We start from the raw sequence: 21,363 nt of genomic DNA, 5'->3' as shown, positions 1-21,363 counted from the left end.
GCCCGCGAGGGCCGTGGACCCGGATGAGGGGTGGTCCACGGAACGAGCGGGCCGGACGTGGACCGCGGCGGTGTGTGAGCCAGTGCGGTGGCGAGGGTGCCGAGGCCCTCTTCTCGACATGAGGGAAGGGAAGCCCCGGCCCCGTCGCACCGCCGCGGTCCCGGCCGAAACCCGGGCAGGCGGGCCAGGTCGACGGCCCGTGCCGACAGCCCGGACCAGAGCGCCGCGTACGGAAGGTCCCGTACCCGGTGCTCTTCGGCGTCCCCGGAACCCCACGTGGGACTTGGGGCTCGGGGCTCGGGCCGTGGGCGTGGGGCTCGGGCGGAGCGACCCCCGGCATACCTCCGTGGACGTACGTCGGCTACGGAACCCTCAAATCAAGCTCTGAAGATGCCTCCAGAGGCTTCAACTGAACGTACTCCAGGGCACATTCTCTGAACGTGGGGCCCGCCGGCACGGGGGCGGCGGGCCCCACCCGGTCGACCGGCTCTGCGGGCCGGGGGTCCGGCACGGGGGAGGTCCGGTCCAGGCCGCGGCGGGGGCGTCCGGGACCGGACCCGGCGAGAGGCCCCCGCCCTGACGACTCAGGACGGGGGCCTCGGTCACCTGCCGGGCCAGACCTTCAAGGTTCGGACCTGGATTCGGACCCCGGACCCGGGTTCGACCCGGGCTCAGACCTTCCGGGTTCAGACCTTCAGGGGCCTGATGGACGTGGGCGCGTGGCCCGGCTCCGTCGCGAGCTCCTCGAACTCCACCACGTTGCCGATGTCGTTGGTCGTGGACATCGAGATGTTGGTGACGCGCTCCAGAACCGCCTCGACGACCACCGGCACCTGGAACTCGGCCGCGAGCTTCTTCGCCTGCTCGAAGGCGGCGCCCAGCTCACCCGGGTCGGTGACACGGATCGCCTTGCAGCCGAGCCCCTCGACGACCTTGACGTGGTCGACCCCGTACACGCCCAGCTCGGGCGAGTTGATGTTCTCGAACTCCAGGTTGACCTGGAAGTCGATGTCGAACGCCCGCTGGGCCTGGCGGATGAGCCCCAAGTAGGCGTTGTTCACCAGGACATGGACGTACGGGATCCGGTGCTGGGCCCCGACGGCCAGCTCCTCGATCATGAACTGGAAGTCGTAGTCCCCGGAGAGCGCGACCACCTGCGCCTCGGGATCGGCCTTGGCGACGCCCAGCGCGGCCGGGACGGTCCAGCCGAGGGGGCCCGCCTGACCGCAGTTGATCCAGTGCCGCGGCCGGTAGACGTGCAGCATCTGTGCGCCGGCGATCTGGGAAAGGCCGATCGTGGTGACGTACCGCGTCTCGGGGCCGAAGGCCTTGTTCATCTCCTCGTAGACGCGCTGTGGCTTGATGGGGATGTCGTCGAAGTGCGTACGGCGCTGGAGGGTGGCCTTCTTCTCCTGGGCGTCCCGGGCCCACGCGGAACGGTCCGGCAGCCCGCCCGCGGCCCTCGACTCCCGCGCCACCGTCACGAACAGTTCCAGCGCCGCCTTCGCGTCGGACGCGATGCCGTAGTCGGGGGCGAAGATCCGGCCGAGCTGGGTGGGCTCGATGTCGACGTGCACGAACTTCCGTCCGGCCGTGTAGACATCGAGGCTGCCGGTGTGCCGGTTGGCCCAGCGGTTGCCGATACCGAGGACGAAGTCGGACTCCAGGAAGGTCGCGTTGCCGTAGCGGTGCGAGGTCTGCAGCCCCACCATGCCCGCGTTCAGCTCGTGGTCGTCGGGGACGGCGCCCCAGCCCATGAGCGTGGGGACGACCGGGATTCCGGTCAACTCGGCGAACTCCAGCAGGAGTTCACTGGCGTCGGCGTTGATGACACCGCCGCCCGCGACGATCAGCGGCCGCTCGGACTCGTTCAGGAGCGCCATCGCCTTCTCGACCTGGGCGCGGGTCGCGGCCGGCTTGTAGACCGGCAGCGGCTCGTACGTCTCCGGGTCGAACTCGATCTCCGTGAGCTGGACATCGACGGGCAGGTCGATGAGGACCGGGCCCGGCCGGGCCGAGCGCATCAGATGGAAGGCCTGCTGGAAGACGCCCGGGACCTGGGCGGCCTCCAGCACCGTGACCGCCATCTTGGTCACGGGCCCCGCGATCGACGCGATGTCGACGGCCTGGAAGTCCTCCTTGTGGAGCACGGCGGTCGGCGCCTGACCCGTGACGCACAGGATCGGGACGGAGTCACCGGTCGCGGAGTACAGACCGGTGATCATGTCGGTGCCGGCGGGCCCCGACGTCCCGATGCAGACACCGATGTTGCCGGGCGCGGCGCGCGTGTAGCCCTCCGCCATGTGGGAGGCGCCCTCGACATGGCGGGCAAGGGTGTGGCCGATACCGCCGGAGGCCCTGAGCGCCGCGTAGAAGGGGTTGATCGCGGCGCCCGGGACGCCGAACGCGTCGGTGACGCCCTCACGCTTGAGGATCTCAACTGCCGCGCGGGCAGCGGTCATACGAGCCATTGCGTACTCCTGCTTCGGCCGTCGGATTCGGGCTCCCGTCGCGCCCCGCGGAGAGCTTCAAATTCCGTATTACGGAAACTAACTTCTACCATCTGGAAGCAATGTAGGTCGGAGGGTGGAGGCCGTCAAGAGCGGGGTGCGGGCCGGAGGACCAGTCGGGGCGGGACGATGAACGGACCCGGGGCTGGGCAATCGGGGGGCGTCCGATCGATTCACTGCCGGAGGGCGGAGTTCCGGAGGACGATGGGGTCGCTGTCCCCCTGCGGGTGTCGGTGTCACGGTGTTCTGGAGAGAGTCATGGCCGAGAGCGTGCCGGTGAGGTGTCCGGCCTGCCGGCGCGAGCACGTCTACGCGGTGCCGACGTATCCGTGCGCGTGCGGTGCGCCGGTCACGCCCGCCCTCGACGCACGGGCGCGCCCCGAGCCCGTCACCCACCACACCTGGGACGAGGACTGGGTGACGATCCCCTGCGGTGCCTGCGGGCGCGCCGACCAGTGGCCCCGGCCGGAACTCGGCTGCCCGTGCGGGACGGTCCTGAGAATTCCGGTGGCCGGCCCGGCGACCGCCCCGGAGACCGAGGAGGAGACCCAAGAGGAGCCCGAGAACAAGACCGGCACCAACGCCGACCCCGACCCCGACCAGAACCACCGCCACCGTCACGGCCACCGCCACAACCCTGAGCCTGACCACAACCCTGAGCCTGACCACGACCACGACCGCGCCGAGAGCGGACCCGCCACCGGCACACGTACGGACACGGACACGGAACCCCAGCCCGCGAGACCCCGGCCCCCGCACCTCCCCGCCGCCCTGTCCCTGCCCCTCCCCCGCCTCGAACCGGCACCCCGCCCCGCCTTCCAGCCGGTGACCATCCGGACGGCCCGGGACGCCGTGACCGCCGCCGCGCTGTATCTGCGCTGGCTCGGCTACCGGGACATCCGGCGGGCCGACCAGCGGCCGCCGTCCGGGATCGGGCTCGCGGCCCGCGGGCTCGTCGCCCAGGTGGACCCGACCGTGCGCCCTGCCTCGCTAAGGGACGTGGAGTGCCTCTGGCTGACGGCCATGACCGAATCGGCGGGCTGCGTCTACTTCTCGCTGGCCGGCTACGAGAAGGACGCCCGCGTCTGCGCCGACGCGCTGGGCGTCCCGCTGTTCGTACTGGACCTCACCGGCACCCCGCAGCCGGCGAACAGCCTCGCCGACGAACTCGTCGAGACCGGCGCCTGATCGCCCCAACTCACGGAAGGAGTCGCATACTTGACCCCATGACCGTCAGAGCGGCCACTTCCGCCGACCTTCCACTGCTCCAGGACATCGAACGTGCCGCGGGCGAGCCCTTCCGCATCTTCGGCATGCCCGAGATCGCCGACGACGAGCCGCCCCCGCTCGACTTCCTGGAGCGTTTCCGCAAGGCGGGCCACGCCTGGATCGCCGAGGACTCCACCGGCCGGCTCGTCGCGTACCTGATCGGCGAGCCCCTGGACGGCGCCTTCCACATCGAGCAGGTCTCCGTGCACCCGGACGCCGCTCACCAGGGGGTGGGCCGGACCCTCATCTCGTACGCCGCCGAGCGCGCCCGCAGGCAGGGGCTGTCCGGGCTCACGCTGACGACCTTCGCGAAGGTCCCCTGGAACGCGCCCTACTACGAGCGCCTCGGCTTCCGCGTCCTGGCGGAGCCCGAACTCACCCCGGGGCTGCGCGGGATCAGAGCCGCGGAGGCCGACCACGGCCTCGACCGCTGGCCCCGGGTGTGCATGTACAGGCCCACGGACACCTGAACCGCCGGAGAGCCGAGCCACCGGACACCTGCACCACCCACCACCGGCTACCGGCTACCGGCTACCTGAGTGACCGCGCCCGCCCAGGGCGCGGACCGCTCACGCGTACTTCTCCCGCAGCTCGATCTTGCGCACCTTCCCCGACACCGTCATCGGGAAGGACTCCATGATCCGCAGCCGGCTGGGCGCCTTGTAGTGCGCCAGCCGGCCGTCGCAGAACGCCCGCAGCTCCTCCAGCGTCGGCGGATCACCGGGGTCGCGCGGGATGACACAGGCCAGTACCTCCTCGCCGTACCGCTCGTCGGCCACGCCCACCACCTGCACGTCGGCGATCTTCGGATGCGCGTACAGGAACTCCTCGATCTCGCGCGGGTAGATGTTCTCGCCGCCCCGGATGATCATGTCCTTGATGCGGCCGACGATCTGTACGTATCCGTCGTCGAGCATCGTCGCCAGGTCCCCGGTGTGCATCCACCGCCCGGCGTCGACGGCCTCCGCGGTCCTCTCGGGCTCGCCCCAGTAGCCGAGCATCACGCTGTAGCCCCGGGTGCGCAGTTCGCCCGCGGAGCCGCGCGGCAGGGTCACCCCGGTCGCCGGGTCGACGACCTTGACCTCGATGTGCGGCAGGACCCGCCCGACCGTGCCGGTGCGGTGCTCCAGGTCGTCGTCGCGGCGCGTCTGGAGGGAGACCGGCGAGGTCTCGGTCATGCCGTAGCAGATGGACACCTCCGCCATGTGCATCTCGGCGACCACCCGTTTCATCACCTCCACCGGGCAGGGCGAGCCCGCCATGATGCCGGTCCGCAGGCCGGAGAGGTCGTACGCCGCGAAGTCGGGGAGGTTCAGCTCCGCGATGAACATGGTCGGTACGCCGTACAGCGAGGTGCAGCGCTCCTCCTGCACCGCCCGGAGCGTCGCCGCCGGATCGAAGGACGGGGCCGGGATGACGACGCACGCGCCGTGCGAGGTGGCGGCGAGGTTCCCCATCACCATGCCGAAGCAGTGGTAGAACGGCACGGGTACGCAGATCCGGTCCTGCTCGGTGTAGGCGATCGACTCGCCCACGAAATAGCCGTTGTTGAGGATGTTGTGGTGGGAGAGGGTCGCCCCCTTGGGGAACCCCGTCGTACCCGAGGTGTACTGGATGTTGATCGGGTCGTCGCAGGACAACTCGCCTGCCCGTGCCGGGAGTTCTGCGTGCAGTGCGGGGGTCGCCCGCCCGAGCAGCGCGTCCCAGCTCGGGTCACCGATGTACACGGTCTCCCGCAACTCGGGGCAGGCGCCGCGTACTTGGTCGACCATCGCCCGGTAGTCGCTCGTCTTGTGACGGAGCGAGGCGACGAGCAGCCGGATCCCGGCCTGCTTGAGGACGTACTCGACCTCGTGGGTGCGGTAGGCCGGGTTGATGTTCACCATGATCGCGCCGATGCGGGCGGTGGCGTACTGGACGAGCATCCACTCGGGGCAGTTGACCGCCCAGATGCCCACCCGGTCGCCCTTGCCCACCCCGCTCGCGAGCAGAGCGCACGCCAGCCGGTCGGCGTCGGCCGCGAACGAGGCGTACGTCCAGCGCCGGCCGGAGGGGACGTCGACGAGCGCCTCGCGGTCCGGCCAACTGCGGACCGCCCGGTCCAGGTTGTCCCCGATCGTGTCCCCGAGGAGGGCCGTGCCGCTGGTCCCGTGCGCGTACGACAGCGTGCTCACCGGGGTCACGGGAGTCGCATGGGTCACCGGAGTCACAGGAGTCACAGGGGTCACCGGAAGTCCTCCTCGCGGTACTCGGCGTCCGAACCCGCCGCCGTGGCCTCGCGCAGCTCGATCCGCCGGATCTTGCCGGACACGGTCTTGGGCAGTTCGCCGAACTCCAGCCGGCGGACGCGCTTGTAGGGGGCGAGGACCGTGCGCGCGTGCTCGAAGAGCACCTTCGCGGTGTCGGGCCCCGGCTCCCAGCCCTCCGCCAGCACGATGTACGCCTTCGGGACCGCGAGCCGCAGTTCGTCCGGCGCGGGCACCACGGCGGCCTCGGCCACTGCCTCGTGCTCCAGGAGCGCGCTCTCCAGCTCGAACGGCGAGATCTTGTAGTCGGAGGCCTTGAAGACGTCGTCGCTCCGCCCCACGTACGTGATGTAGCCGTCGGCGTCGCGCGAGCCGATGTCACCGGTGCGGTAGTAGCCGTCCGCCATCGCCTCGGCCGTGCGGTCCGGGTCACCGCGGTAGCCGGTCATCAGGCCCACGGGGCGCGCGGACAGATCGAGCGAGATCTCGCCCTCCGCCACCCCCGGGGCGCCCGTCACCGGGTCGAGCAGCTCGACGCGGTACCCCGGGCTCGGCCGGCCCATCGACCCCGTCTTCAGTGACTGCCCCGGACTGTTGGACACCTGGACCGCCGTCTCGGTCTGCCCGAAGCCGTCCCTGATCGTGACGCCCCAGGCCCTGCGCACCTGCTCGATGACCTCGGGGTTGAGCGGCTCACCCGCGGCGACGACCTCACGCGGGGGCGTGCGCAGCAGGCTCAGATCGGACTGGATGAGCATCCGCCACACGGTGGGCGGCGCGCAGAACGTCGTCACCCCGGCCCGGTCCATCTCCGCCATCAGCCGGGTCGCGTCGAAACGCGTGTAGTTGTGGATGAAGACGGTCGCCTCCGCGTTCCAGGGGGCGAAGAGGTTCGACCAGGCGTGCTTGGCCCAGCCGGGCGAGGCGACGTTCAGATGCACGTCACCGGGTTTCAGGCCGATCCAGTACATGGTCGCCAGGTGGCCGACGGGGTACGACACATGGGTGTGCTCGACCAGCTTGGGCCGGGCGGTGGTGCCCGAGGTGAAGTAGAGCATCAGCGGGTCGTCGGCCCGGGTGGGCCCGTCGGGCGTGAAGGGTCCGGCGTCGCGGCCTCGGACGTCGTCGTACGCGTGCCAGCCGGCCGGTCCGCCGCCGACGGCGATCCGGGTGTAGCCGCCGGGCACCTCGTCGAACTTGCCGGTGTCCTCGGCGCGCACGACGACATGCCGGACCTCGCCCCGCTCGACGCGGTCCCGCAGGTCGGCCGGGCCCAGCAGCGGGGTGGCGGGGATGACGACGGCACGCAGTTTCATCGCGGCCAGGGCCGTCTCCCACAGCTCGGCCTGGTTGCCGAGCATGACGAGGATCCGGTCGCCGGCGCCCACTCCCAGCTCGCGCAGCCAGTTCGCGGCCCGGTCCGAGCGTACGGACATCTCCGCGAAGGACAGCCTGGTCTCGGCGCCGTCCTCCTCGACGATGTGCAGGGCGGTGCGGTCGTTCCCGACCGCGACGGCGTCGAACCAGTCGAGCGCCCAGTTGAAGTTCTCCGGGCGGGGCCAGGAGAAACCCTCGTAGGCCGTGGTGTAGTCCTCGCGGTGCTCCAGCAGGAAGTCCCGCGCGCTGCGGAAGCGCTCCGTCGGCGTCGTCGGCGGCGTAGTCATCTGTCCTCCTCGGTCCCCGGGCATTGCCGGGCGGCTCTCCCACATCGTGTAATCCGTGATGCGGGTCTCACTACCCCCGAACGGGGGGTGCGCGACGGCGAAAGGACGAGCACGTGGCAACTGACGCCGCCGATGCGGTGGAGATGCGCGGCGCGCTGATGCGGCTGCGGCGGGACACGGGCCTCGCGGTGGCCTTCGGCGGGCTGGTCGAGCCGGGCCGCGGCCGGGTGCGTATCAGCGAGCTGAACGGCACGACGACGACGGCCCTGAGCGCGCTCGCGGTGTCGTCGGGCAACGGCCTGGGCGGCAAGGCGACCGCCCTGGTCCGGCCGTGCGCCGTGACGGACTACTCCTCGTCCCGGCGGATCAGCCACGAGTACGACGCCGCGGTCGCCGCGGAGGGGCTGCGGTCCGTCCTCGCGGTGCCCGTCGTCGTACGCCGCCGGGTGCGCGGTGTCCTGTACGGCGCCCTGCGCTCGGCCCAGCCGCTGGGCGACCGGACCCTGTCCGCGGCGATGGCGGCGGCCCGGGACATGGAGCAGTCACTGGTCGTACGGGACGAGGCGTACGGGCTGCTGGCCGCGGCCCGCCTGCCGGGGGCTGCCGGTCTGCCGGGGGCGACCGGTCTGCCGGGGGCGACCGAGGGACACGCGAGGTCCGAAAACGCGCAGGGGGTGGAAGGGGCGGGAGCAGAGACAGGGGCGGAAGGGGCGCGGGGCGCGGCCCGGGAGCGGCTCCGGGAGGCGCACGGGGCACTGCGCGCGCTGGCCCCGCGTGTCGTGGATCCGGCGCTGCGGGCCGAGCTCCTCGCGGTCTGCGCGACGCTGACGTCCTCCCCCGGGCTGCCCCGGTCGGCCTCGGCCGTCCGGCTCACCCCACGTGAGCTGGACGTTCTCGCCTGTGTGGCCGTCGGTGCGACCAACACCTCAGCCGGGGACCGGCTGGGCCTGCGGGCCGAGACGGTGAAGGCGTATCTGCGGTCCGCGATGCGCAAGCTGGGCGCGCACTCGCGGCTGGAGGCCGTGGTGGCGGCCCGGCGGGCGGGGCTGCTGCCGTGAAGGTCCGTACCTCTCCACGCGCTCCATACATGTACGGGCGGCCTGAAATCCCGTATACCGAATCTCTGTTATTTCCCTCACGGTGCAACCCCCCGAAATTCAGGTCCTCTTTGCATAATATTGATCCGGACACGACTGAGGGGAGCGGTGCGCGTGCGACGGGAGTTCGAGGAGCCTGTCAGACCCCGTTCCGAGCAGGTCATCGGCCGGGAGGAGCTACTCGGACGAGCACGTGAGCAGCTCTCCCGAGGGGGCAGCCTCCTCGTGCACGGCCCGCCCGGAATAGGAAAGTCGACCGTCCTGCGGGCAATAACCACGGAATACGCCGAATCGGCCCGTACCGTGCTGCGCTGCTCGGCCACCGAGTCGGAATCCCATCTCCCGTTCCTGGCGCTGGTCGATCTGCTCGGTCTGGTCGCCGACGAGGTCTCCGACGCGCTGCCCGCCCCGCAGCAGGCCGCGCTCGAAGCGGCGCTCACCGGACGCGCCGAATCGTCCCTGCACCAGGACGGCCTCGCGCTGCGGCTCGCCGTGCTGTCGGTGCTGCGCGCACTGGCGGCCAAAGGGCCCGTACTCCTCGTCGCCGACGATCTGCAGTGGCTGGACGCGCCCAGCGCCGAACTGCTCGGGTTCGCCGCCCGGCGCCTGGGCGGCATGCCCGTGCGGATGCTCGGAGCGGTGCGCACCGGCACGGAACCCAAGGAGCAGGAGCACGTTCCGTATCTACGCGCGTATCCACCGGAGACCCTGACGCTGCGGCTGCCGCCGCTGTCCCGGCCGCAGGTCTCCGAGCTGCTGACCGTCCGCGGATACACCGGTCTGCGCCGCTCGACACTGCGCGACATCCACCACACCAGCGCGGGCAACCCGCTGTTCGCGCTGGAGATCGGCCGCGCGCTGGCCGAGAGCCCGACGCCGCCGCGGCCCGGCGAGCCGCTGCCCGTGCCGACCTCGCTGCGCGCCCTCGTACTCAGCCGTCTGGAGCTGCTGTCCACCGAGGCCCGGCAGACGCTCCTCGTCGCGAGTGCGGGAGCCCGCCCCACCCAGACGCTCCTGGTGGCCGCCGGCCGGCCGAACGCCGAGGCGGAGATCGCGCTCGCCGCCTCGCTCGGACTGGTGACGGCGCAGAACCAGGACGGCCGGGGCCCGGACGGCCAGGAGGGCGCCGTGCGGTTCGCGCACCCCCTCGTCTCCGCCGCGCTGTACGCCCAGGCGACGCCCCAGGAGCGGCGGGCCGCCCACGCCTCCCTGTCCACGGCCGCCTCCGAGCCGATCGAGCGGGCCCGGCATCTGGCGCTGGCCACCACCGGCACCGACGAGCAGGTCGCCGCGCGGCTCTCCGAGGCGGCGGCCCTGGCCCGGGACCGCGGCGCGCCCTCGGTGGCGGCCCAGCTCGGGCTGCTCGCCGCCCGGCACACCCCGGCGGACGGTCCCGGCGCCGACGAGCGGCGGCTGCGGTCCGCCGAGGACGCGCGGACCTCCGGCGAGATCGACCTGGCCCGTGAGCTGGCGCGCGACGTCCTGGAACGGGCGACGGACCCGGCCGTGCGGGTCCGTGCCTGGATGGTCGTGATCGACTCGGCCGGGCAGGCGATGGCGGACGTCGACGCCGTGTTCCCGCAGGCCCTCGCGGACGCGGGCGAGGACCCGCGGCTGCTCGCGCTGGTCCGCTACCAGTTGGCGTGGCGGGCGCTGCTCGTGGAGGGCGCGATGGACAAGGGCCGCGAGGAGGCCGCCCGCGCGGCACAGCTCGCCGCCACCGCGGGCGACCGGAGCACCGAGCTGATGGCCCTGTCCTTCCAGGCCCAGATGGAGACCCTGATGGGCCACCCGGCGGCCCCGGTGACGCTGGAGAAGGCCCTCGCGGAACCGCAGGACCTGCGGGTGGCCTGCGACCACAACGGCGCGGGTGCCACCCGGTTCCGCTGGCTGATCATGAGCGACCAGCTGACCGACGCGCGGGTCACGATCACCCGGCTGCTGGGTGAGGTGCGGCGGCGCGGCATCGTGGAGAGCGAGGTGCACTTCCTGCGCGGGCTCGCCGAGACGGAACTGCGCGCCGGGCACTGCGGCCGGGCGCTCGACCTCGGCCACGAGAGTCTGCGGCTCGCCCGGGACACCGGCATCGGCGAGGCCGCGGGCAACATGTTCACCTCGCTCGCCGAGGCCGCGGGCGGCGATGTGCACCGGGCGCTCGTGCTGGCGGGCGACGCGGTACGGCGCGCCGAGGACGACGGCGACCTGATCTACCTCTCGCGGGCCCTGGGCGCGCTCGGGCACGCGCAGTTGGTGGCCGGGGACGCCGCCGGCACGGTCCATTCCCTGCGCCGGGCACGGGAGTTGGAGCAGGGGCTCGGTATCTCGGATCCCGCGCGGGGCCGTTGGCACGGCGACCTCGCCGAGGCGCTCGTCCTCATCGGCGAACCGGCTGAGGCGCAGGACGTCATCACCGCCACGCGTGAGCACGCGGTACGGCTGCGGCGGGCGAGCGTCCTGGCCGTACTGGACCGGGCCGAGGCCCTGGTCAAGGCCGCGACCGGCCGACACGAGGCGGCGGCGGAGCAGTTGACCTCGGCGCAGGACCGGCTGGCACAGCTCGGCTACGGGCTGGAGGAGGCACGGGCCGCCTTCGCGCTGGCCCGGCTGCGGGCGGAGCACTCGGGGCGGGGCTCGTACGACGAGGCGGCGCGGCTGTTCCGCCGCTGCAAGGCGATGCCGTGGCTGCGGCAACTGGACGCGGTGGCCGCGGCCGGCGCCGCCCCGGCGGTGCCTTCGCCGCCCGCCCCGACGGCACCCGAGTCCAGGCTGCCCCACCTGGACCGGCTGGCCTCCACGGAACGCCAGGTCGCGGCGCTCGTCCTGGAGGGCGCCACCAACCGCGAGATCGCCGCGCGCCTGTTCATCAGCGTGAAGACGGTCGAGGCGACCCTCACCCGCGTCTACCGAAAACTGGGAATCCGCTCCCGGGTGGACATCGTGAGACTGGCAGCGGGCCAACACAGAGGCGACTGACGACCACTGCCGGGGCCGAGGACCCACTTGGGGCACGGGTTTTCAGGGGCGCGGGTTTTCAGGGGCGCGGGTTTTCAGGGGCGCGGGGAACTGCGCAATCTTGTGTCTTTCAGGGGCCGCGGGCAACGGCGCAGTCCTGCGCCCTTCAGGGGCGCGGGGAACTGCGCGACCAGCCACGACGCACCCGCACACAAAAACGGCCAAAGCCCCGCAGGGCCCCCCGAGGGTTATCCCTCGTCAACGGCCGGAGGGAGTTCCCTCATTGGGAAGCACCCTCCCCCACTCCTAGCGTGGAACCCGCCCCGCAGGCCGTCGCACCCCCACAGTGCATCCCCCACCGGCACTCCTGAGGAGATCCATGTTCGGGCTCACCCTTGCCAAGAAGGCCGCAGCCGTCACCGCCGCGGTCGCCGCCGCTGCGACCACCTGTCTCCTCGGCGCGACCACCGCGACCGCCGCTCCCCAGCCCATCGTCGGCGGTTCGACGACCACGGCGGCCACGTACCCGTACGTCATGCAGATCACCACCTCCGCGCAGAGCCAGTTCTGCGGCGGCACCCTGGTGTCGGCCACGAAGGTCGTCACGGCGGCCCACTGCATGGTCGGCAGATCCACGAGCAACACCCGTGTGGTCGGCGGCCGTACGTACCTCAACGGCACCAACGGCACCGTCGCCCAGCTCAGCAAGATATGGATCCACCCCGACTACACGGACGCCGAGGAGGGCAACGACGTCGCCGTCCTGACCCTGTCGACGTCGATGCCGTACACGCCGATCAGCTACGTCTCCTCCTCCGAGACCAGCGTCTACACGGCCGGCACCACGGCCCGCATCCTCGGCTGGGGCACCACCAGCTCGGGCGGCTCGTCCTCCAACCAGCTGCGCACGGCCACGGTTCCGACCGTGTCCAACTCCAGCTGCACCTCGTCGTACGGCTCGTCGTACATCGCCTCCGACATGGTGTGCGCCGGTTACACCTCCGGCGGTGTGGACACCTGCCAGGGCGACAGCGGCGGCCCGTTCGTGATCGGCGGCAAGCTCGCGGGGATCACCTCGTGGGGCTACGGCTGCGCGTCCGCCGGCTACCCGGGCGTGTACACCCGCCTGACGACGTTCTCCGACCTGGTGACGACGCAGGTCAACTCCTAGCGTCACCCGCTGTACCACTCGTCAGCACGACGGGCGTCCCGAATACTCCCTGAGCGCGCCTCAGGTAGAGCCAGGGGGCGTTGCGGGCCTCCACGAGCGGCCCGCAACGCCCCCTATCCACATCCACATCCACATTCACGGTCCACGTGCTGAGCCGTCACCCACGTACGACGGTCCCGAACCGGATGTCGTACGAGGCCGACGACCCGCTCAGCACCGAGAGCATCCGCGCGGCCTCCTCGGTCACCTCCTCGCGCTGTCGCGCGGTGAGGGCGTCGAAGGGCTCGACGGTGAGCACGGCCCGTTCGCCGGTCTCCGCCAGCCGCCACACGCCCGCCACGAACCCGTCGACGAGCAGGATGCGGTGGGCCTGGTTGCCCTGCCAGGTACGGCCCTTGTGGGCGGCGGACACCACGCGGGAGCGGTCCGCGTGTGACAGGAGCAGGTTGTCGAACTCGGGCAGCAGCCGCGCGGGGGCCGGGGTGTCCGCGTCCGGGCGGGGCGCGTCGGGCAGGTCGAACAGCTCGACACCCCGCTCGTCGGCGAAGGTGACCAGCTGGGGCCGCAGCCGCTCGAAGGCCTCGCGGAGCCGCGTCAGACCGGCCCAGGTCTGCATGTCCTTGACGGAAGCAGGCCCGAAGGCGCCGAGGTAGCGCAGGATCGTGGCGTCGGGGGCGGGAGCCGGTTCGGCGGGCCGGCCGAGCCAGTGCTCGGCGGTGGTGAGCGCGACCTGCCCACTGCGGCCCCACAGCCCGCGTGGGGTGACCTGGACGAGGGGCAGCCGGCAGCGGGCCGCGATCGCGAGGGCCGACGGATCGGCGTCCGGCCACTCGACGAGCAGGGCTTCCCGCAGCTGCTTCATGGTGCGCGGCTCGGCCTCGACCAGCTCCCGGCTGAGGGAGGCGAGCCGGTCCAGGTCCACTCCGACGAGGCCCGCGCGGAAGCCGTGCAACTCCCGTTCGCGGGCGGCCTGTACGAGCGGGCGCAGGGTGAGGCAGTCGTCGGCGGTGTGGGTGTGGATGGTGGAGCGCATGGTGACGATACGGACGACCTCCCGCGCCTCCATGGCCGCCGAGAGTTCCTCGGGCACGAAGCCCTCCAGGCGGGCGGCGAGCGCGTGGTACGGCGGTTTCACGTTCTGCGCCTGGAGGCCGACGAGGTGTTCGACGGCGTCCGTCGCGGCCAGGGTGACCCGGCGCAGGAGCAACTGCCGATCGAGCGTCGCGCGGTTCAGCTGCCGGACGCTCAGCACGGGGGCGGTCGAGGTCTTCGTCATGTGCGGCACGCTATCGGGGCACGAGGACACACTCTGTCCTAAACGCCCACCGCTCTCCGGGCCGTGCCCGGCCACTCCCGCCGCTCCGGTCACTCCCGCCATTCGCCCCGTATATCCTGCCCGTGATCGGCAGGAAGGCCGCGTGAGCAGGTGCGCGGACGGGCCTGCGACGCGTACGACACGGAGGCAGCCGCGATGCCGGAACGCCGAGCCCGCCCCGTACCCCCCGCTCCGAAGGGCAACCGGAAGTCGGTGTGGCGCCGTGCCATGACACCGGCCGCGTCCCCGCCGGCGAACCCCCCGGCGGCCGACGCGCATCCCGTGGAACCCGACGGCTCCGACACCCCGGACAGCCCGAACGCCCCGGACAGTGTCGTGCAGTCGGCGCTCTACCGCGACGGGGTGCGTGTCGCGGCGCCCGCCTCCCTCGCGGACACCTTCCGTGAGCTGCGCGACCAGCCGGACCGTATGGCGTGGATCGGCCTGGCCCGTCCGACCGAGGCCGAAATCCTCTCCCTGGCATCGGAGTTCGACCTTCATCCGCTCGCGGTCGAGGACGCGATGGAGGCCCATCAGCGGCCGAAGCTGGAGCGGTACGGCGACACGCTCTTCGTCGTCCTGCGCGCCGCCCGCTACCTCGACGCGTCCGAGGAGGTCGACTTCGGCGAACTGCACGTGTTCCTGGGCCCCGACTTCCTGATCACGGTCCGGCACGGCGCGGCGCCCGACCTCTCCGCCGTGCGCCGCCGCATGGAGGAGTCGCCGGACCTGCTGCGGCTGGGCCCCGAGGCGGTGCTCTACGCCATCCTCGACGCGGTCGTGGACGGCTACGCCCCGGTCGTCTCCGGTGTCCAGAACGACATCGACGAGATCGAGACCGAGGTCTTCGGCGGCGACCCCTGGGTCTCGCGCCGTATCTACGAACTCTCCCGGGAAATGGTCGAGTTCCAGCGCGCCACCCGCCCCCTGGTCAGCATGCTGCACGGCCTGATGGCGGGCTTCGCCAAGTACGGCACCGACGACGAACTCCAGCGCTACCTCCGTGACGTCGCCGACCACGTCACCCACACCAGCGAACGCGTGGACGGCTTCCGCCAGGCCCTCACGGACATCCTCACGGTCAACGCCACGCTGGTCACCCAGCAGCAGAACGCGGAGATGCGGGCACTGGCGGAAGCGGGCTTCGAACAGAACGAGGAGATCAAGAAGATCTCCTCATGGGCCGCCATCCTCTTCGCCCCGACCCTCGTCGGCACGATCTACGGCATGAACTTCACGCACATGCCGGAGTTGCACTGGGTGCTCGGATATCCCTTCGCGGTCGCCCTAATGGGGGTTGTCTGCACCAGTTTGTACGTCATCTTCAAGCGGAAAGACTGGCTCTGAGTAATCGACCTCGCGAGCACACACACCACCGATCCGCATCGCCAAGGAAGCCTGCCCGGCCCACCCTCGGAGCGCTGGGGAGAATCTGGGGAGAATGAGGACCCTCCACGCCGCCCTGCCCTCCCCACCACAAACCGAACGGCGTGGTCGAACCTTCGGGCTCGACGTCAACAGCGGACACCGACCCTCACGCAGAGTAATCACGTCGCATGATCGGAACACCCAAGAGGCCGGTGTTACCCGTAAGTTGGGCAGCCACTTGCGGCTGGTCCGAGCGCAATGGAGCCAGCATCAAGGATCTTCACGCGAGACCTCGACCGAATCCCCAGCTCTGTGAGCCAGCTGTGCAAGACGGTCCATGATTCGCTCGTTCAGCCCTTCTCGGACGCTGCGAACACACGACATCTCAGCTTCGGCCTCCCTTCTTGTGTACGCGGTGGTGTCCCCGCGGACGAGATCCAGCACAAGACCCGAAGCCATGTGGAAAGTCCACACCTCTGATTGCATCCACCATCTGTCGTGCATCAAGGCGTCGACAGCCGCACCTGCAGCGATCGCAAGCTCATCAAGACGTTGGGCCACCGCTTCGGGCGTCGAGTAGGGGCGGCCATCGGCCACGTGCTCAAAGACGGACCGGAGGTATCTCTCCCAGTCTCGGTATGCGCGACGAAGAGCGATGAGTCTGTCGACCTCACCGGTCTCGCGCTGGTCCCGTCGTTCCTGCGCGCGCTCCTGGGCAGCGGCCCGGGCCGCCCGTACTGGTCCCAGGTAGGCGCCTAGAGCCGCTAGACCTGCACCACCCATAGCGCCGAGAGCACCCCAGACGGCACTATTCATAGGCCCCCCAACTGTCTTCGGTCGACCACCCGATCCATGAGGGCTCGGTCCACTCGGTGAACCGGTGAAAGACCGTCACTGCGGAGAAGACGAAGCCCAGTGGTGGCTGGCTCCGGGTGCAGCCTGGGGTGGCCACAAAGATCATCGCGGCCAGGCCCTCGCGCTCCCCTTGCTGGCGATGCCCTCTACCCCGCAGGCAGACCGGCGCCGGCGGCAACACTCGCTGGAGCAGCGTCCACAGGTCTTCCGGCACTGCCCGCTCGTCAAGCGCGGCAGTCATCACCCCAGACTGCCGCAAGATCACACCAGCTGGAATGGCATCCAGGAGGAACGCAGCAACTGCTGCGCCCCCTCTCATAGGCATCCAGGTGGCGTGGCGGCTACCCGTCCGCGATGAGCCGATCGCTCCGGTCGAGGAGTGCATCGATGGCACCACGCCCCTTGCCGCCCGCCTCGGGCATGAAATGGGCATAGAAGTCGAGAGTGATGGTGGGGGTCGAGTGGCCGAGCCACCGAGCGAGCGTCACCACGGACTCACCGGCCTCAAGGATGACCGAAGCGTATGTGTGCCGCAGTACGTGGAAGCCGTCCTTGCGAGACGCCTTCCAGCGTTCTCCCGCGTTCCGCACCGGGATCACACCTGCCGCCGCCAAAGCGGGCTTCCACACCTCGACGTTGAAGATGTTCGCCCGGATGGCGTTGCCGTACGTCGTGGTGAGGATGAGGGGGAACTTCTTCCTCTCCCGGTAGGCCTCCGGGCCGCCCCAGGGCAGCTCCACCTCGACAGCCGGATACTCAAGGAAGTACGACGCCAGGGCCGAGGCGACCGAGGGAGGCATGTCGACGACGCGCGTCTTTCCGCCCTTCGGAAGTGTGAAGTACAAGCGCCCGTGCAGGAGCTGTACCTGTCGACGGATACGCAACGCCCCTCGGGTAAAGTCGACGTCCTCGGGTGACAACCCGAAGACTTCCCCCTGCCTCAACCCACACCCCAGCGCGACCACAGTTGCGATGCGGTAGCGGGGGCCGATCGCCTCCCGGACCCGCAACGCCGTCTCCAGCGGCCAAGCTTCCCGCAGGTCGTCCGGAACTTTCGGCCAGCGAACCGACTTGGCCCGCATCGGGTTGCGCACAAGACGCTTGTCATCAATCGCGGTCTCGAAGATGTTCGAGAGCGTCGTCAGGATCTGTCGTGCGTAGCGCGGCGCGCATTCGCTCTCCAACGTAGCAATGTACGCGCGCAGGACCACCGGCGTGATATCACGCAGGGGAAGCGTCCCAAGATGCGGCCGGATGTGCAGACGAACACGCTCGTCGATGCGCTTGACCGTTCCTGGTGCGCCCCGAACTCCCGCCTGCCAGAAGCGCGTCACGTAGTCGTCCAGCGTGATCGAGCCATCGCGAGGGTCGACGAACTCGCCGCGTTCGCTGTCGGTAGCGGCCCTGCGGAGCCATGCCTTGGCGTCTTCGAGCACGTCGAACGACTTGTCCCGGACTCCGGGGATGCCGGCGACCCGGTATCGCGAACCCTTGCCGTAGCGGGTTGTGCGTTCCCGCTTGCCGGTGACCGAGTCCTTCTTTTTCTTGAGCCAGCGGTCTTCGATGTAGCCGGCCAAGCGGCTCCTTCCAGTGGTCTATATGGATGCGAGGCAGAGACTCCTCAGGCGCTCGCGTCGTAGTCCGAGCGCTTCCGTGGCGCCGCGTCGAGCGGGCTCAGGGTCGTGTTGGAGCGTGAATCAGCCCGCTCTTGCTCACGGATCCAGGCATCGAGGGCCTCCAGCCGGTACATCACGCGGCCGCGAGGACCCATACGGAAGCTGGGCGGCCCCTGCCGCCGGTGACGCCAGACGTAGAGGGTGTGCGGGGACAGGCCGAGGTATTCGGCAGCGCCTTTCACGGTGAGGAAGGCGGAAGCCTGAGACGCCGACGAAGAAACGGGCAGAGCGGAAGACCAATCGGAAGGCATGGCCAACTTTCCATTGGAGCTGCAATCACGCGCATGCGTTCCGCTGCGGGCCCACCCGAATGCTCCCTCGATAAGAAACACAGCGACGGGGCGCCCGAAACGGAAGGACGAGATTGCCAGGGACGCTCAAGGGTCTTGAGAATCGCCGGTTTGGCCAACCGGCGATCGTCGGCTATATTCCCCCGCCGTCCGCCCGGGGACGCGTACCGGCATCGCCGAGAAGTGCCTGGGGAGCCACGCCGAGGGCGGCAGCGATGGCCACGAGGTCGTCGACGTCGCAACGGCGAACTCGTCTTTCCACGCGGGAGAGTTGGGTGAAGGTCAGGGGCCGGCCGAGGGCGGTGACGCGGGCGGCGAGGTAGCGCTGCGAGTAGCCGCGCGTGGTGCGCAGGCGTTCTATGGCGTGTGCGGCGGCTTGTCCGGCGGGTCCGATTTCGAGGGGGCGTGGCGGCATGGGTGTGTTGTAGCTTGCTTTCCCGAGCCAGGGGAAGCGGTGTGGTGTCTGCCGTGAGCGATGCGCGCGAGGTGCCGGTTACCGGCACCTTTTTCCCTGACCGGCATTTCGGGTTTACGGTTTCCCGGCCCCGCACGATTACTGCAGAGTTTGTAAATCAACTCTGGACTTGTGCGCGGTGGGTGTGGCTGTGTTGTCCACGCGCCCCGGCGTTTCGCCGGACAACGCCCCGAATCGCGACGAAGGTGGTCGATCGACATCGCCCGTATCCGCACCATCAAGCCCGAAGCGTTCGCCTCCGAGTCGTTGGCGATGGTGTCCCTGTCCGCGGAGCGGACGTTCTTCGGGCTGCTCACGCAGGCCGACGACCGCGGCCGGTTCCGCGACCAGGCCGCGGTCATCGCCGGCCTGCTCTGGTCGCTGCGCCCGGACCACGGCCCCGTGGGCGTCGACGACGACCTCAGCCAGCTTCAGAACGCCGGGCTGATCTGCCGCTACGAGGGCGGCGACGGCAAGCGGTACCTGCACCTCGTCACCTTCGCCCGTCACCAGAAGATCAACCGGCCCAGCGGCGTGCGCCACCCGGACTGCCCGCACCACGATCTGGGCCGCCTCGGCCCTGTCCGTGAGCCCGCGCTGAGGACTCACGGAGACCTCACGGAGCACTCCGTGACCCCTCACGGAGCCGAGGCGACGACCCCACCTGCCGAGGAAGGTGCAGGTCAGAAGGGTCTCAGTGAGTACTCATCGCCGACTCACGAACGGCTCACGCAGGGCTCCGTGAGCCCTCACGGTCCGGATCTAGGACCTAGGAACGTGGATCTAGGATCTTCCCCTTCGGGGGGCGCGAGCGCCCCCGCGCCCGCGACCGTCTCGGCGAAGGACCTGATCGGCGAGTACGTCGCCGCGTGTGCCGAACGCCCGCCGGGCAGCTTCCTGGGACACCTGGGACGCGAAGTGCGCAACCTGCTGGCCGAGGGCATCAAGGCCGACCACATCCGCGCCGCACTCATCCAGCAACGGGCCAAGGGAGTGCACCCCAGCGTGCTGCCCAGCCTCGTCAACGACGTGATGAACACACCCACACGCAGCACCGCCCCGCGCCGGGCCTGGACCAACCCGGCCGATACCGCAGCGGCTTACGGAGGCCAGCTCTGAACACCACCACCGGCACCCGCAGGCGCCCACCGCAGCCCGTCGGCACCATGACGGACCGCCTCGAAGCCATCCTCACCGCCCGCGGCCTCGACCCCACAGCCACAGCGCCATCACCGCCGGAGGAACCGGTCAGCGCCCTGGAACTGGCCGACAGACGCATCCCCGCCCGCTACCGCGGCGCCCGCGCCGACCACCCCCAGATCACCGCCTGGGCCACCCAGATCGCCCGAGCAGGACGCCCAGGACCAGCCGGAGCTCCCGGTATATCCGAGGGCGGCTCCCTGCTGATCGTCGGCCCCACCGGCACGGGCAAGACCCACCAGGCATACGGCGCCATCCGCACCCTCCTGCACCAAGGAGTCCGCCTGCGCTGGGAAGCCACCACCAGCGCCGACCTCCACGCCCGCCTGCGCCCCAACTCCCGCACCGGGCACGACAGCGAACGCGAGCTGCACACCCTGGCCCGCTGCCCGCTGCTGCTCCTGGACGACCTCGGCGCGGCCAAGACCAGCGAGTGGACCGAGGAGCTGACCTACCGGCTCATCAACCACCGCTACGAGCACCTGCTCCCCACTCTCATCACCACCAACCTCCCCACCGCCGAACTCCGCACCGCCCTCGGCGACCGCGTCGCCTCCCGCCTCGCCGAAATGACCGAACGCGTCATCCTCACCGGCCCCGACCGCCGCCGCGAGGACCCCGTCTCCACCGACCGATACACGCCATCCCTGTAGCAGGTCGGTCGGCGTCTGCGCACAGGCCATTCCGTCCGGGGACCGTCGCCAGACCTCGGGACCGGTCCCCAGCAGAACGGGGACCGTCCCGGGGACCGACCGCCTCCAGTAGCGGGGACCGACGCCACCTCTCGGGGCACCGTCCCGACGGCGCACTTCGGGGACCGGTCCCCGATCGAAGCGGGGACCGGTCCCTGAACCGAACACGGCACCGCACAGGGACCGGTCCCCAACGAACTAGTCGGTCCCCGGGGACCGGGGACCGGGGACCGGGGACCGGGGACCGGGGACCGGGGACCGGGGACCGGGGACAACGAACAGGTCAACGCCTTACAAGAGCAGCCTCGGTCCCTCAGCACACTCAGGGACCGACCATGCGGGGACCGGGGACCGACGCCTTCGTCGCCTGCCGGGCCCGATACACGCGGGGACCAACTGGCACCACGGTCCCCTCAAACGGGGACCAACCACGGGGACCGTTCCCCGGGACCGGATGAAGAAGGCCGGTCTCCACGGTCCCCGATCCGGTGCATCCCCGCAGGACCGTCCCGGTCTTGACTGGCCTCTCTCACGCCCCGACCACCACGGACCGCGCCCCGCCTCAAATACTTCGTCAAGGGACTTCCATGCATCAGCGTCACCC

Annotated in this window: 16 protein-coding genes; 8 read left to right on the top strand and 8 right to left on the bottom strand. The window is 70.5% G+C overall.

The window, feature by feature from the left end; all coding sequences use genetic code 11:
* Window positions 1-686: 686 nt before the first annotated feature.
* Window positions 687-2,471: a glyoxylate carboligase gene (gene gcl / locus ACLVWQ_RS20580; RefSeq protein ID WP_414110450.1), complete on the bottom strand. Its 1,785-nt coding sequence runs from the start codon at window positions 2,469-2,471 to the stop codon at window positions 687-689.
* Window positions 2,472-2,768: 297 nt separating this feature from the next.
* Between gcl and ACLVWQ_RS20575 the strand changes: the two genes are divergently transcribed.
* Both ACLVWQ_RS20575 and ACLVWQ_RS20570 read left to right on the top strand, forming a co-directional pair.
* Entirely contained in the window at window positions 2,769-3,698 is a 930-nt protein-coding gene (locus ACLVWQ_RS20575; RefSeq protein WP_414110449.1) for a hypothetical protein, read from the top strand.
* Window positions 3,699-3,736: 38 nt separating this feature from the next.
* The gene (locus ACLVWQ_RS20570) at window positions 3,737-4,249 is read left to right on the top strand and encodes a GNAT family N-acetyltransferase (RefSeq protein WP_414110448.1); all 513 of its coding nucleotides are present in this window, start codon (window positions 3,737-3,739) and stop codon (window positions 4,247-4,249) included.
* 99 nt (window positions 4,250-4,348) lie between these two features.
* Here ACLVWQ_RS20570 and ACLVWQ_RS20565 read toward each other — a convergent pair whose 3' ends face one another.
* Both ACLVWQ_RS20565 and ACLVWQ_RS20560 read right to left on the bottom strand, forming a co-directional pair.
* On the bottom strand, window positions 4,349-5,953 hold the full coding sequence (locus tag ACLVWQ_RS20565; protein WP_414110447.1) for an AMP-binding protein: 1,605 nt from the start codon (window positions 5,951-5,953) through the stop codon (window positions 4,349-4,351).
* Window positions 5,954-6,003: 50 nt separating this feature from the next.
* Complete coding sequence (locus ACLVWQ_RS20560) at window positions 6,004-7,689, bottom strand: AMP-binding protein (RefSeq protein ID WP_414110446.1); 1,686 nt, start codon at window positions 7,687-7,689, stop codon at window positions 6,004-6,006.
* A gap of 113 nt (window positions 7,690-7,802) precedes the next feature.
* Between ACLVWQ_RS20560 and ACLVWQ_RS20555 the strand changes: the two genes are divergently transcribed.
* From ACLVWQ_RS20555 to ACLVWQ_RS20545, 3 genes are all read left to right on the top strand, one after another.
* Complete coding sequence (locus ACLVWQ_RS20555) at window positions 7,803-8,747, top strand: response regulator transcription factor (RefSeq protein ID WP_414110445.1); 945 nt, start codon at window positions 7,803-7,805, stop codon at window positions 8,745-8,747.
* Window positions 8,748-8,900: 153 nt separating this feature from the next.
* Window positions 8,901-11,759 carry a helix-turn-helix transcriptional regulator gene (locus ACLVWQ_RS20550; protein WP_414110444.1) on the top strand — a complete coding sequence of 953 codons (2,859 nt, stop codon included), beginning with the start codon at window positions 8,901-8,903 and terminating at the stop codon, window positions 11,757-11,759.
* Between the two features lie 358 nt (window positions 11,760-12,117).
* Window positions 12,118-12,909 carry a S1 family peptidase gene (locus ACLVWQ_RS20545; protein ID WP_414110442.1) on the top strand — a complete coding sequence of 264 codons (792 nt, stop codon included), beginning with the start codon at window positions 12,118-12,120 and terminating at the stop codon, window positions 12,907-12,909.
* A gap of 157 nt (window positions 12,910-13,066) precedes the next feature.
* On the opposite strand, the gene ACLVWQ_RS20540 is transcribed toward ACLVWQ_RS20545, so the two are convergent.
* Window positions 13,067-14,185 (bottom strand): winged helix DNA-binding domain-containing protein, encoded by a 1,119-nt coding sequence (locus ACLVWQ_RS20540; protein WP_414110440.1) that lies wholly within the window; start codon window positions 14,183-14,185, stop codon window positions 13,067-13,069.
* Window positions 14,186-14,380: 195 nt separating this feature from the next.
* Between ACLVWQ_RS20540 and ACLVWQ_RS20535 the strand changes: the two genes are divergently transcribed.
* Window positions 14,381-15,571 carry a magnesium and cobalt transport protein CorA gene (locus ACLVWQ_RS20535; protein WP_414110439.1) on the top strand — a complete coding sequence of 397 codons (1,191 nt, stop codon included), beginning with the start codon at window positions 14,381-14,383 and terminating at the stop codon, window positions 15,569-15,571.
* A gap of 829 nt (window positions 15,572-16,400) precedes the next feature.
* Here the strand turns inward: ACLVWQ_RS20535 and ACLVWQ_RS20530 are convergent.
* The 4 genes from ACLVWQ_RS20530 to ACLVWQ_RS20515 form a co-directional block, all read right to left on the bottom strand.
* A complete protein-coding gene (locus ACLVWQ_RS20530) occupies window positions 16,401-16,688 on the bottom strand; it encodes a hypothetical protein (RefSeq protein ID WP_414110438.1) in 288 nt (95 codons plus the stop codon).
* Window positions 16,689-16,788: 100 nt separating this feature from the next.
* Window positions 16,789-18,024, bottom strand: a complete 1,236-nt coding sequence (locus tag ACLVWQ_RS20525) for a tyrosine-type recombinase/integrase (protein ID WP_414110437.1) — start codon at window positions 18,022-18,024, stop codon at window positions 16,789-16,791.
* 44 nt (window positions 18,025-18,068) lie between these two features.
* A complete protein-coding gene (locus ACLVWQ_RS20520; protein ID WP_414110436.1) occupies window positions 18,069-18,305 on the bottom strand; it encodes a helix-turn-helix transcriptional regulator in 237 nt (78 codons plus the stop codon).
* Window positions 18,306-18,546: 241 nt separating this feature from the next.
* Complete coding sequence (locus tag ACLVWQ_RS20515) at window positions 18,547-18,828, bottom strand: helix-turn-helix domain-containing protein (RefSeq protein WP_414110435.1); 282 nt, start codon at window positions 18,826-18,828, stop codon at window positions 18,547-18,549.
* A gap of 258 nt (window positions 18,829-19,086) precedes the next feature.
* Between ACLVWQ_RS20515 and ACLVWQ_RS20510 the strand changes: the two genes are divergently transcribed.
* On the top strand, window positions 19,087-19,986 hold the full coding sequence (locus ACLVWQ_RS20510) for a hypothetical protein (protein WP_414110564.1): 900 nt from the start codon (window positions 19,087-19,089) through the stop codon (window positions 19,984-19,986).
* 47 nt (window positions 19,987-20,033) lie between these two features.
* Complete coding sequence (locus ACLVWQ_RS20505) at window positions 20,034-20,720, top strand: ATP-binding protein (RefSeq protein WP_414110433.1); 687 nt, start codon at window positions 20,034-20,036, stop codon at window positions 20,718-20,720.
* The last annotated feature ends 643 nt before the right edge of the window (window positions 20,721-21,363 follow it).

Origin of the sequence: Streptomyces sp. CWNU-52B, assembly GCF_047444975.1 — a bacterium.
Taxonomy (GTDB): Bacteria; Actinomycetota; Actinomycetes; order Streptomycetales; family Streptomycetaceae; genus Streptomyces.
This window is presented reverse-complemented; position numbering and strand designations above follow the sequence as displayed.